The 12,904-nt window shown below is 32.4% G+C and carries 10 protein-coding genes; 2 read left to right on the top strand and 8 right to left on the bottom strand.

Annotated features, from left to right (window positions below):
* Positions 1-1,315: 1,315 nt before the first annotated feature.
* The 3 genes from BC952_RS12325 to BC952_RS12315 are packed head-to-tail and all read right to left on the bottom strand — an operon-like array spanning position 1,316 to position 5,328.
* On the bottom strand, positions 1,316-3,862 hold the full coding sequence (locus tag BC952_RS12325) for a TonB-dependent receptor (protein ID WP_121365920.1): 2,547 nt from the start codon (positions 3,860-3,862) through the stop codon (positions 1,316-1,318).
* Positions 3,863-4,771, bottom strand: coding sequence for a FecR family protein (locus BC952_RS12320; protein WP_244200149.1), 909 nt, complete (start codon positions 4,769-4,771; stop codon positions 3,863-3,865).
* 35 nt (positions 4,772-4,806) lie between these two features.
* Positions 4,807-5,328 carry an RNA polymerase sigma factor gene (locus tag BC952_RS12315; RefSeq protein ID WP_121365919.1) on the bottom strand — a complete coding sequence of 174 codons (522 nt, stop codon included), beginning with the start codon at positions 5,326-5,328 and terminating at the stop codon, positions 4,807-4,809.
* 103 nt (positions 5,329-5,431) lie between these two features.
* On the opposite strand from BC952_RS12315, the gene BC952_RS12310 reads away from it, so the two are divergent.
* Positions 5,432-6,463, top strand: a complete 1,032-nt coding sequence (locus tag BC952_RS12310; protein WP_147405281.1) for a hypothetical protein — start codon at positions 5,432-5,434, stop codon at positions 6,461-6,463.
* Positions 6,464-6,582: 119 nt separating this feature from the next.
* Entirely contained in the window at positions 6,583-7,290 is a 708-nt protein-coding gene (locus BC952_RS12305) for a hypothetical protein (protein WP_121365917.1), read from the top strand.
* 350 nt (positions 7,291-7,640) lie between these two features.
* Here BC952_RS12305 and BC952_RS12300 read toward each other — a convergent pair whose 3' ends face one another.
* From BC952_RS12300 to BC952_RS12280, 5 genes are all read right to left on the bottom strand, one after another.
* Positions 7,641-8,150 (bottom strand): hypothetical protein, encoded by a 510-nt coding sequence (locus BC952_RS12300; RefSeq protein ID WP_121365916.1) that lies wholly within the window; start codon positions 8,148-8,150, stop codon positions 7,641-7,643.
* A 562-nt stretch (positions 8,151-8,712) separates the two neighbouring features.
* Positions 8,713-9,240, bottom strand: coding sequence for a MepB family protein (locus tag BC952_RS12295; RefSeq protein ID WP_121365915.1), 528 nt, complete (start codon positions 9,238-9,240; stop codon positions 8,713-8,715).
* Between the two features lie 236 nt (positions 9,241-9,476).
* Positions 9,477-9,935, bottom strand: coding sequence for an SRPBCC domain-containing protein (locus BC952_RS12290; RefSeq protein ID WP_121365914.1), 459 nt, complete (start codon positions 9,933-9,935; stop codon positions 9,477-9,479).
* A 905-nt stretch (positions 9,936-10,840) separates the two neighbouring features.
* Entirely contained in the window at positions 10,841-11,842 is a 1,002-nt protein-coding gene (locus tag BC952_RS12285) for a PliI family lysozyme inhibitor of I-type lysozyme (protein WP_121365913.1), read from the bottom strand.
* 479 nt (positions 11,843-12,321) lie between these two features.
* The gene (locus BC952_RS12280) at positions 12,322-12,900 is read right to left on the bottom strand and encodes an NAD(P)H-dependent oxidoreductase (RefSeq protein WP_121365912.1); all 579 of its coding nucleotides are present in this window, start codon (positions 12,898-12,900) and stop codon (positions 12,322-12,324) included.
* Positions 12,901-12,904: the final 4 nt, after the last annotated feature.

Here is a 12,904-nt window from a genome sequence, read left to right as displayed (position 1 = left end):
CTATGTTTCCGTTGAACCCTCCTACCACGTAACTTATAGACCCTTGCGTCCCAGTGGCAGCCATATTTGGATAGAAGGCAACTGGTATTGGAACAATCGAACACGCTCTTATTATCACGGGGATGGTTATTGGACTATGCCACGTGAGGGCCGCTATTATAAACCAGGTCATTGGAATAAAACTCGACGCGGATATCGTTGGGCACCGGGACAATGGCGATAATTTTGCGTAAAAAATAGTACTTGAGAGCAATAACCAGGCGCTCGTCAGGAGTATTTAGCAGGAAGTGCAGCTGGCAAAAGTTCGAGGTCGAGAGACCTCGAAGGACAGGCCTGATTTTCTTTACTAATTTGCATTAATGTCACAAAAAAATTTGGGATTAATATAGGTCGTTTTTCAATTTGCTCTACTCAATCTCATAAGGCACTTTTGTAATGCATAACCTCTTGGTTGCCGGGTTATCGTTTCTTTTTTCTGCTATGGATGCTTTAAATAATTCATCCTGCGTGATAATAATGTTCTACTTGCTGTAATTGTTTTTTTGAGAATTCTTGTACTCTCTATTTCTGCTTGTGGCTGTAATAGCCGTAAATTGTTATAGGGCGAATCAGGATTGTATGTCGCTTACTGGCTCATCATGTTGTTTTTGAAAAAGTGTTCTATTTATACTTGTTTTGCATACCAGTGTACATACCTGAAAAGTTTACTCTCGTTTTGTTTTTGACGGTAAAATTTGCCCACTTTATTTCTATATTCATTTTTTGTTTGTAGGCAAAACGAAACCTACTTTTTCATCTATCCATCAAATTTGCAGGTATATAACCATTTTCCTTTAAACCAATTGCTCAAATACGTTTTAGTAGCTATTGAATTAATCCTTCGGGAGCATTCACTGTGATTTTGTACCTACTGAATATAATTAAAATTCGTACACTATGACTAAAAAAAGAATCCAGAAGATTTAAGGGAAAACAAAATCCTGAATCATGCCAAGCGGTAAGTTCCCCGTTTTGATGAACTTTTGCATTGTTTTGAGCGTACTGCATCTGTCTTGGGCAGAAGTGCAAGCACTTTCAACAATTATTCCCACCACGTGGTGGCCATTTCGCTTTATTTTGACAAAATCCCCACTGAACTAGATTCCGAACAAATGCACGACTATTTATCCTTTCTTCAGAAAAAGTCTAAAACGCTCTCATAAACGCATTTTAAACGCTGTGTTTCTAATTTATATAATGCATTAAGTTCGTTTTTAGTAATCCAAGTGTAACACTTGCACCATCTTTCAGTTTGTTAAGGGATTAAAATGTAGGTCTAATAAGTTATTCTAAAACTTAAATTTGGAGTTCTTTTAAGTGAAAATGTTTTTACATCTTCAATAGAATTTGTAATGGTATTTATTCTGTAATATTCATTAATTTCGTTTTTTCGATTGAATACGTTCAATACGGAAAAACCTAGTTTATATTGAATTTCATTTAAGCTTTCCCATTTGTATGTTGTCGAAAAATTAACTTGAAAAAAGTCATCCAAGACTTTATTATTTGGGGTATTGTAATCAATTTTTGGATTTGAGGGATTACTAGAATTTATGATGGAACTTATAGGAGTTGTCTCGGGTTTACCAGAATACCATTTTGAACCCAATGCTATTTTTAGATTTTTCCTTTCATAGATTCCAGCCCAAGAGATACTATGATCTAATTTAAAGTTGTTTGGAAATACAGGTTGCTCTAAATTTGGAAAGTGATAATTGTTTTTATTATAAGTATAACTTAGCCAAGTGATGAAATGATTTATTTTCTTTTGCGCAAGCATTTCCATTCCTAAGACTTCATAATCACCATTAATTTTTACAAATTCCAATTGGTTTTGAAATCCCTGGCTTGAGCTGTTAATTCCAATTACTTTTTTATAAAAATTTTCTAAAGTAAATAACCAATTGTTTTGGGAATAAGAGAAACTAATAGATGCTTGTTTGCTTTTTTGAATAGGAATGGTAGTATTGTTTGCCAATATCCACCTTCTCTTTTCTATTCCAAAATAATCTTTCTGCAGGTCAATAACCTGATAGCAATATTGACTTTTGAATTCCCCTAACAATGCTAAATTAAAGTGATTTGTAATAGCATAATTAAACTGTAATCTTGGTTCAAAAAGGTATTTTTTAAATTGTTCGATATAGTTTAATCGTAGTCCTATATTCAAATATATTTTGGATATCGTATCATTATATTTTCCTTCAACTATCAGCGCATGAGTTCGTAGAACTTCTTTTATTTTTCGATAAAATATTGGACCATTTACTTCATCTAAATTTGTAGTGCTAATTTCGTTTAATTGATATCCGTTATTAAAAGTAAGTTTTGAATTGAGTATGTGGTTATTTTCAAGTTTGAAACCATTTTCTAATACTTTGTTTTCCTGTCTTACAATCAGATTATCCTGTATTTTGTTTTTTTCGGCATCAAGTTCATAGGAAGAAGTATAAAAATTGAATTTACTGCTATTTTTTGTATTCCAATTTCGTTTCCAAGAAAGGTTACCTCCATAATTTTTTTGATATAAAATATTATTTTCCGACTGAATTGTATTATTAATTCGGGCTGTTTGAAAAACTTTTAGAAGGTCACTTATCGTTATAAAATCAAAAATCAGATTGTCTTTTTGCCCGATTTTTTGTGAATATTTAACTGTAATGTCGTAAAAATTAAATTTCTCGTCACTAGAATAATCTACATTTTGGTTATTGGAAAAATTAGTAATACTTGTATTTTGAAAAGCCTTATTGTAATATTGTTTATAGGTTGGTGTTTGTACAAAATCGCTTATGGATTTTCTTCCGGCAATTTCTAAAAAACCTTTTTTGGAGATATTAAACCGAGAATAAATATCAGCATTAATCATATTTATTCCCGCACTAAAATTATTTTTTTCAAATTTATTTGGGTTTGAGGAAATATCCACCACACTCGATACACTTTCGCCGTAAAAAGCAGAACTTCCATTTTTTGTTATAGAAATTGTATGGGCTAAATTAGGATTGAACGCCGAAATTAATCCAAAAAAATGTCCAGTTTGATACATTTTAATACCGTTCCATAAAAATAAATTTTGATCATGTGTACCGCCTCGTACATTAATGCTCGAAATACTTTCATCAACACTATAGATACCGGGAATTTGTAACATGGTTTGTAAAATATCCGGTTCAATTAAGCCCGGTAAAATTCCAAGTCTCTTAGGCTTTATTTCAAATGTTCCATCAATTATTTTTGAAATACCGGACGTTAAAAAACTATTGGTTATTATATTATTTAGTTGAGAAACTTCAACTTCAAGATAAATTTTAAGACAATTTTTATTAGGTAAATCAGAGACTAAATTTTTTTTTGTGCTAAAGCCAATGTAGCTAATCAACAAATCAGTTGATTCTTCTTTTTTTAGTTCAAAATATCCGTTTTTATTAGTTGAAGTTCCACTGCCATTATCAAGTTGAATATTTACATTTTCCAGTGGAGAATTATCTTGTTTAGAAAATACATATCCACAAATGGTTTTTGAGTCCAATGTATTATTGCTAAAAACATTAATGAATTTATTATCTAAATTTTCAAAAGAGAGATTGGTTTTTTTTTCGAGATAGTCAATCTTCTTATTCAGAGACAAGTGTTTTTTGGGAGGTATAATTTTTAAAGAAACTATTTCATTATTGATGTAATTAAAAGATACATGGTGTTGTCTTTCTAACGATTGCAGGATATCTTTTAATGCAATTGCTTTGCTTTTTTCCTGAGCTGATATACTCAAAGCAAAAGCAAAGCAAAAAAACATTAGATGAATACGTTTACTTAAAAACATTTATTTTTTTTCAAAAATTATTTTGTTCGCGGCAATTTTATTTGGTTCTAAGTGATAAGTTGTTGCAATAATTTGAAGGGCAACATCAAGATTATCGGTTGGTATTTTTCCTGTAAATAATTTATCGGAATCTTTCGTTTTCACTTCAATCGAAACGTCGTATTGTCTTTGAATTTCATCTAATATATTGCGCAAATTTTCGGTGTTAAAAGCAATTTGATTTTCTAGCCATTCTGGTTTAGGAGAATTAACACTTGTATTTATTTGTTTTCCATTTTCAAAAATAACGCTTTGTCCTTGGGTTAAAATCACCTCTGTGTTTTTGTAATTTACTTTTACTCTTCCTTCAAAACAGGTTACATCAAAACGATTCTTTCTTGCTTTTACATTGAATTGAGTTCCAAGGACAGCAACTTTTCCAAGATCAGTTGTAACTTCAAATTTTTTGCCTTTTGCTACTTTAAAATAAGCTTCACCGTGTAGCTCAAGGTTTCTATTATTGTCCCAATTCCTTTTTTTATATTCAATTTCTGAACCCGCATTCAAAACAACTTCGGAATTGTCCGGTAACGAAAAAGTGTTCTTTTTGCCGTTTGGTGCATATTGGGTTTGTGTGGCAAAATTTTGCATTATTAATGTAATACCTAGCCCGACAACTAAAATGGCAGCCACTTTAAACAGCCAGTTTTTGTACAAAACAATACCTTTAGGCGTTGTTTTTTTATGACTAACAACATGTTCTAAAATTTTCGTGTCATTAAAATCCGGCACTTCTAAATGAGCCGTATATTTTTTGATTTTTTCATATTTTTCATAATCAGGATCAGCTTTAAAATCAGCTAATTCGGCATCTGTCAAATCATTGTTTAACCATTTTGATAAAATGTGATTCTCTTCCATTGTGTTCATCTTATGTGTTTATAACAAGTACAAATAGATTTACCCTACTTTATACTATCAATTTGTTTTCTTAGTTCAACCAAAGCCAAATGCATTCGTTTTTCAACAGCTTTAATGCTTATGTTTAATTCTTCAGCAATCTCACTGTATTTTTTTCCGTCAATGCGATGCATCAAAAAAGCAACACGTTGTGTTTCATTCAAATTTTCAATTGCTTTTAAAAGCTTGCTTTTGAATTGCTTTTCTTCAAGTATAAATTCTGGATTTTCATTTGTTTTGTCAGAACCCGTGAAATTCTTTTCATATTCCAAAACAACTTTTTGATGAGCAATCCCATTAAGAGCGCTATTATTGGCAATTATATATACATAGGATTTTGCTTTTTCAATAGGAACTGCGGCACAGTTTTGCCACAGTTTAATGAAAGCTTCCTGGGTTAAATCGTCAGCATGGTCTTTGTTTCCATATTTATAAAAGAGAAAATTGCGAAGTGATTTTGCATGGCTTTTGAAAAATCTTGAAAACATAATTTCATCACAAGTATTTGATAGTGATCTGGTTGGCATTTATTTTGATGTTTTTTGCTTTGTAAAGGTATATTTATTTTTGATTTAGGTAGGGTAATGTTGATGTAAATTGTTTTATTATCAGGAACCTCTAATTTTTTATATGAAAACAATTAAATACTTATTAATGAGCTTTACGGCTATATTATTTATTTCTTGTCAAAATGAGGAAACAATAATTATTCAAGATACTACTCAAAATCTATCCGTATCATCTCCTCTTGCGAGTTTGATTTCCAGGGTATCACAAAACGCTACTTCCCATGATAATGTTTTGGATAATTCTAGTTGTTTTAATATCCAGTTGCCGGTTAATGTTATCGTGAATGGAAAACAAATCACAGTATCTAACCAAAATGATTATCTCACGGTTCAAGCCGCGTTAGATGCTTTTTCAAGTGATGATGATTTAGTAAACTTTGTTTATCCAATAACAATTCAGTATCGAAATTGGAAAACTCAACTCATTGCAAATTCAGATCAATTAGAAGATATTATCGAAAATTGTGATGAAGATGATGGGTTTGATGAAATTGACTGTATACATATAAATTATCCAATAAAGATTGCTATTTATAATTCAAATAATCAAATTGCAACTACTATTACTATTCAAAATGATGCCGATTTATATAATTTTTTCGAAAATATAGAAAGCAATGTGATTGTTTCTATCAACTATCCAGTTTCTATTACCGACTCCAAAGGTCAAAAAGTATTAATTACAAATAATTCTAATTTTGAGGACATCATTGAGGCTAATATACAGGATTGCGATCCTCATTCAGGAACTGTAGGAAATTCGAATTTCATTTCGATTTTGACAGATGGCGGATGGAATGTTTCTTACTTTTTTAACAAAATTGATGAAACTTCAATTTACAATGGTTATAATTTTACTTTCAATTCGAATGAGACTGTTGCTGCTGTAAAAGGAACAAATACTATTGGTGGAACTTGGTCAACGTTTGTAAATAGCGGACATGATATATTTCTATTAAAATTTGATAATAGTGCGTTAGATGAATTAGAGGACAATTGGAAAATTATAGAATATACCACTACTAACATTAGACTAAAAAATGAGAGTAGCAGTAATGGAGAGACATCTTATCTTTATTTTACTAAGAACTAATAACTAAACACAGACCCTATTCATTACTTTAAATTTTGCGAAACCGATTTTATAAATCATATATAAAAAAGCTCTAAAAAATAATTCTTAATTACGTAACCCCTTAAATACTATATAAAATGAAAAAACTATCAATTTTAGGTTTGCTAGCCATAATGGCAAGTTCTTGTTCAGATAATGCCTCTACAGATGGGAATGTTACATTGAAAGCATCTGCAGTGTCTACTACAAACATGACTTCGGCGCGTATGGCCTCTACAGTGATTATTACGGATTTTAAGATCAACATTGGAAATATCAAGTTAGAGACTGATGTGGAGGATGATAGATTTGATACTGATTCTTTACATGATGATGTTAAACTTGTGGGTCCTTTTTTATTAGATATTCTTGATCCTAACAAAGCTTTGTCTCAAATTATAACTACTGTTAATGTTCCAAATGCACAATATGAGGAAATCAAGTTTAAGTTTGAAAAAAGTATCCAGCCTGGTGAAATGGAAGGTAAGACCTTTTTAATAAAAGGTACTATCGACGGAAAAAACTTTGTTGTATGGAGCGGCAAGGATGCTGAACTTGAAATGGATTTTGCAGATCCAACTAAAGACTTTACAGTTAATAGTAATGATGTAACACTTAATATTAAAATACAACTTGATGCTCTAATTGCAAAACTAACATCATTAGCCAGTCAGAACCTATTGCTTGATACCGACGGCGATGGCGTTATTGAAATTAGCACTGATAACGATGATGGGCACCATGATTTTGGTGAGCAAATAAAATCTTTACTTGAACAAGAAACAGACTTAGACGACAAGGATTAATTAAAAATGAACTTGTCCCATCCTGAAATAACTATATCGGTTAATACATACATCATCTTATAACTATATAAATATAATCCTTAATCCTGAACTTACTATACAGCGGGTTTTCATAATTAAGAAGTTAATCAATAGTTAAATCACTCATTAACAACAACTTAATACTTGTTTAATTGTATCTTTGAGTGTGATTTTGATTAATCACTTGAGTAAAACTATCTGAAAGGAAAAGCTAATTCAAATAGTCATTTTATACGGAACGGTATGAGTTGATAAATGATAAATCAGAATCTACAATCGGAGGCCCTTTAAAAAGGCCTCCTTTTTTTTAGGATTAATGTTTTCCTTTTTCATGACTTTTCTTGGTCAACAATTAGTTTTAAAGAATTGATGTAATCTGTATCAAATTCAATCACTCTTATTTTATTTGGTTTGAAACTCATCTCCCCTTCAAATTGTCCTTCGGTTCCCAAAAAATCGATGACCAGTTCTTCTTCATTTAATTCTATCAATTTGCCTAAATAAACCGCTTTGTCAGACTTGGTTGCAATCTGAAAAATTTCATATTTATTGGCTAAAAAATGGATGATGGAAGACAAATCCTGTAGCGGAATTATTTCATCGGCACTTGTTTTTAACCCTTTCAGTTTAATAACCCTTTCCGTGAATTCATGATCTTTGTCCTGAATGATGGCCTTTACATTTTTGTTTTTCAAGATTGTATAGCCATCAATAATAAAATCGACCGGATTATTTTTGAGTAAAATCCAATCTTCTGTCCAGTCAATAAGAAAACCACTAAAAATTTCTTTTTTGTCTTCAAATTCAATTGTAATTAATTGGCGTATGTATTTTTCCATTATTTATTTTTGTTTGAAGTACATTCTACTTCCAGCTTAATTTCACTCCAGTCCTCGGGATAAAACTTTAAACGATCTTTATTTTGGTAACTAGAAAGTAAAGGTATGCACTTTGAACTATAATTCAAACTCTTTCGAATGCTTCCGATTACAGATGGGCACGTATCTACTACCATAAACTGTGGAAATGTAGCATACCATTTTTTGTCATTGACCGCGTTATAAAAGCTACTTTTTACCAGCAATTTAAGTAGATAATCGATGCGATCAAGCACCAAAGAAAGTTGATAAGCAAGCGCCAATTGAGACGATTTGTCTTATCGTCTTTACCTAATTCTATTTCGATTTCTCTTTTATCGAATTGTTTGTATTTTTATTGCAGCATGCAATTTTAAGAATTCAGATTTAGTTTGGGTTTAACTCCAGAGAACGACAGATCCTTTCATGCCAATAGGATCTGAAATTGGTTCCGTTCAGCAGGCGTTTCATTATTGGTTCCGCAAAGCCAAGTTAGACCGTTTAAAAATTCATATCAATCAGCCAGTTAGCTAATTTCGTTTTTTTATAATAATTTTCTAATCAAATCAAGGTCCGTTTTAGCGTCTTTTTTGATTGTCAAAAAATATTTTGTTTGCCAACTTTGAGTTTTCACTGCTTGTTTATTTGTCGCAATGTCCCATGGAGGATACACTCTTATTCCGCGCTTTCCCTCTTTGCCGTTTTTTGTTATTATTCCATTTTCCGCCAAAACAGATTTTGGAAAAATAAATTGTCCAAAGTTGTCGCCACTTTTTGACGTAATAATTATAAAATCTATGTCGTCCGATATATCAAACGGTTCTGTTATACCGAATTTGTTTCTCTTCCAAATTGTAACAAACTGACCTGTTTTTGTCGGTGTAATTTTAGATACCCGAAATTGAATTGTCTTTCCGTTTAGTTTAAATGAACAAGCTCCGTATTCTGCACTCTCCAAATTCCATTTCAAGTTTATCAAATCAAAACCACACTTATCATAAACTAATTCTTTCACAACTTTCAGCTCGCTATTGATTGAATTTAATGTTATTACTGTGTTTTCATCTGTCATGTTTTCCTGTATTTATATTGTCTATTCGTTTTTTTATTTCCCCTTCTTTCTCCGCTATACTCTGTCCCGTTTTACAGCTACAAGTAGGTCGTGATTGTGGAGACGAAAACTGTCTGACAACACCAAACTTGATACGAAGCGCAACGAATTGTTTAACCAATGTACTGCCGATTTCTTGCAGGTGCTGTTACAAGCTTTGTTTGTTTCTTGGAATTTTAAAGATATCCTTGGAATTGTTATTTTTCACAAAGTTCTTTCAACTTATCGAGTGCTTTTGGGTAGGTCTGGTTCATATACTCTAAAAAATCTTCATTAGTGTCTAAGTCAACCGTAACGGTTGTAGTTCCATTGTTTTCCTCGAACGTATAATTTTCAAATCCGTTGGCCCATTTTTCCACTTCTGGTCCTTCTGTAATTTCCTTTTCCGCTTTCATAATACCATAATGTTGAATCGAAACAAATCGGTTGGAAATGTTTTCAGCTATCTTGGAAACCATACCTCCCTTTTCTCCTTTCTCATCTACTCCAATAAATAGTATTTTATTGCCCTTATCCCAACTTCCTTCATAGGTAGATGTGGGGTTAAACAATGAAGTCCATTGCTCATACGTTGATTTACTTTTGATGCCAAGCATAAAATCATAAATCTTGTTCGCAGGTGCATTAATGCCTACTTTGAATTGTACCTTTTTCATACTATTACTATTTGTTTTGATTACGCTTTTGAGTTGCTATTTTTCCATTATACTTAACAGTTCTTTTCAAATAACCTCTAACTAGTCTATCAGTGTAGCAAAATCAGGCCTATCACTATCACTCTATTTTTGGGAATTATATTTAACTATAGTTCCTCTAAAAATCTCCAAACGAACTTTCTTTTGGTAACTAGAAAGTAAAGATATGCACTTTGAACTATAATTCAAACTCTTTCCTTCCTCCTTATATTAGCTTTGGGCGGCAAAAGCAAAGCACCAATAGCTGTCCAAGTGTAAAATACATTTTCTTATCATTAACCGCGTTGCAGACGCTACGCTTTATCTTTAAATTTAAGTAGGTACTCGTCGCAGACGAGCACCAAAGAATGTTGCCAAACGAGCTCCAGTGGGGAGCTACGGTAAAAAACAAGATGTTTTTTAAGATATTAATTCAGAGAGAAATCTTGCTTTACTCTTCCTAAAAACTTTCTTTCTAAAGTCAGAGACTTTTATCCTATTTAGAATTTATAAGAAATAGAAAAAAATGCGCGAAGTCAAAGACGTTCGCGCAGCATTTTATAAGAACCCTTCAAAGAGCGGTGAAAATTTGGCGTAAGTTGTAGGCGGAGAAATTAAACCAACATCGGCTGAAGCGCGTTTAATTGTTTTTCTTACTCATAGTATAATAGAATCCCCGAGGCTTCGGGATCTTTTTATGACCCTCTACGAATGTTCTACGATCGCTATAAATCCTCTTGATTTTTCTCTACAATTTTTACGATACTTGTATAGTGGTAAGGATAGTTACTTTGGTTCTCCCGAAAAAGCGGGACAGGCTATTCTACACGAGTTTTATTATTCGTGCTTCGCACGCAACGAAACTCTAACTTGTTAGTAGCAGTTTTCTATTTTTCTGGATATTCAATTATCTTATCAATAATAAATTTTCGGGATGCCTCTCCATCTTTCAATTTGTATTGAATTTGGCGAATATTCCCTGTTGGATTGCTATTAGCATCCCCTTCTTTGTATGTTTTAAAACGTTGTACTAGAGTCGTTTCTACTATAGCAAATTCATCGTGCCCCATATATCCCTTATTTGCTTTTGGATTATCTGAAATTGGTGGAAAATAGATTTGACTGATTGATTTTCCAGCATTTACAGAGTATCCAATTACATTACCGTAACTACCACTTCCAGCAGAAGTAGTATAAATTAAAAGTTCTGGAAATCCGTCAGCATTCAAATCTTCAACTTCTGCATTGGTAACAGAGCCGTCAATTTCTATAGTGATTTTATTGTTGTCTATTTTCAATCCGAAAGGTTGAATTGTAAGTTGTTGAATTGAACCTTTTCCTGTGGTACTCACATCAAATCCAATATTTTGCAAAGACAGTGTCTTTATGAATACCCTACCATCTATTTGTTTTTCATCTAAAGGTTCGTTAATCTTCTTATAGTCCCCGCTAAAGTTTCCACCTCCAGAACAATAATATTGCAATATGTATTTGTCCTCATTTTTCTCAGGTTCAATATTGATCGAACCTTTGTTAAATGTATAGATAATTAGTTTGCCATCAACATTTGACTTGAATTGATTGTTCGATATTTTAATTGCATCAGCATCAAATGTGCAAGATGGTTTTTTCTTATCCATACGAGAACGCACCGAAATGTGAACTGTACTATCTGATAATTGATTTACAGAAACCGCTATCCAATCGTATCCTTCGCTTTTTTTTGTATAGCTTTCAGAGACATAATTTCCAACAAAATTTGATATGCTTGGTGTAGTATTTTGGGGTTGTGAAGTTCGCTCTGTTGTTTTGGTTTTATCCTGGTTGTTGCAACTTATTGCCGTTATAATGATAATTAAAGTTAATGCGATTTTTTTAAGTATGTTCATTTTATATTTATTTGAATATTTATTTATTGTCGTTTATCTGCGATTAAATTGGACCCAAAGTCCGTTCTCCCGAAGCATCGGGATAAAAACCTCTAAACGAACTTTATTTTGTTAATTCGAGCGTAACTATTTGGAATTTAAATTATAATTAAGATTCTTTCCAGCAGCCTACGAATCGCTGTGGGCGTCAAGAGCAAAGCGCCACTAGCTTTCCAAGTGTAAAAATACAATTTCTTATCATTAACCGCGTTAGAAACGTTACGCTTTAACTTTTAATTTAAGTAGGCACTCGTCTCAAACAAGCACCAAAGAACCTTGACAAATGAGTGCCAGTGGGGAATTTTTACGATCAGTGCAGAGTGTTAACGTCAGGTACTTCGGTTCTCCCGAAAAATCGGGACAGGCTGTTGAACAGGAATTTCACTGTAAGTGCTGCGTACGCAACGAAATTCTAGCTGTTGGCATTCGCCTTTATTTATTTATTTATTTTGCTTCCCCAATTTTTCAACCGCTGAAATCCATTTTTGTCTTGTTGTATCTTTTGAGTTTTTAATTATGCCAAAGTATGAAACTTTAACTGGATTAATTCCACAAAATTCTAATGTAGATTTTTTTAATTGATTGACACTTGGCCTGCCGTATATCAACCAATAATACCAACTCGGTTGGTCAAGTGTCGTAATAATATGAGCTGTTTTACCTTTTAATAATTTATCCCATAGTATTGAGTTTTCTCTGTACTGAAATGCAAAGCCTGGCAAAAAAAGTCTATCAATAAATCCTTTCATCATCGCAGGAAGTCCGCCCCACCAAACAGGGTGAATCCAAACTAAATGGTCTGCCCATTTAATTTTTTCCCAAGCATTCAAAAGGTCTGGCTCCAATTCTGTTCTTTTTTGATACCCAAATTGCAGATTTGGATTGAAATTGAGGTCTGCAATTATTATTTCTTTGACTTCTGTCCCTGAATTTGTAGCACCTCTATTATAGGCTTTTGCAAATGCAAAGCTCAAACTTTCTTTGTTTGGATGACCATTTATAATTACTATTTTTTTCATAAAT

Source organism: Flavobacterium limicola, from assembly GCF_003634755.1.
Taxonomy (GTDB): domain Bacteria; phylum Bacteroidota; class Bacteroidia; order Flavobacteriales; family Flavobacteriaceae; genus Flavobacterium; species Flavobacterium limicola.
The sequence above is the reverse complement of the archived record's forward strand: the minus strand, read 5'-3'. Positions and strand labels throughout refer to the sequence as shown.

Coding starts and splice junctions, on each gene's coding strand:
- BC952_RS12295 (WP_121365915.1), bottom strand. CDS start 9,240: ATGACAGATGAAAACACAGTAATAACATTAAATTCAATCAATAGCGAG.
- BC952_RS12325 (WP_121365920.1), bottom strand. CDS start 3,862: ATGTTTTTAAGTAAACGTATTCATCTAATGTTTTTTTGCTTTGCTTTT.
- BC952_RS12320 (WP_244200149.1), bottom strand. CDS start 4,771: ATGAACACAATGGAAGAGAATCACATTTTATCAAAATGGTTAAACAAT.
- BC952_RS12285 (WP_121365913.1), bottom strand. CDS start 11,842: ATGAACATACTTAAAAAAATCGCATTAACTTTAATTATCATTATAACG.
- BC952_RS12305 (WP_121365917.1), top strand. CDS start 6,583: ATGAAAAAACTATCAATTTTAGGTTTGCTAGCCATAATGGCAAGTTCT.
- BC952_RS12290 (WP_121365914.1), bottom strand. CDS start 9,935: ATGAAAAAGGTACAATTCAAAGTAGGCATTAATGCACCTGCGAACAAG.
- BC952_RS12310 (WP_147405281.1), top strand. CDS start 5,432: ATGAAAACAATTAAATACTTATTAATGAGCTTTACGGCTATATTATTT.
- BC952_RS12315 (WP_121365919.1), bottom strand. CDS start 5,328: ATGCCAACCAGATCACTATCAAATACTTGTGATGAAATTATGTTTTCA.
- BC952_RS12280 (WP_121365912.1), bottom strand. CDS start 12,900: ATGAAAAAAATAGTAATTATAAATGGTCATCCAAACAAAGAAAGTTTG.
- BC952_RS12300 (WP_121365916.1), bottom strand. CDS start 8,150: ATGGAAAAATACATACGCCAATTAATTACAATTGAATTTGAAGACAAA.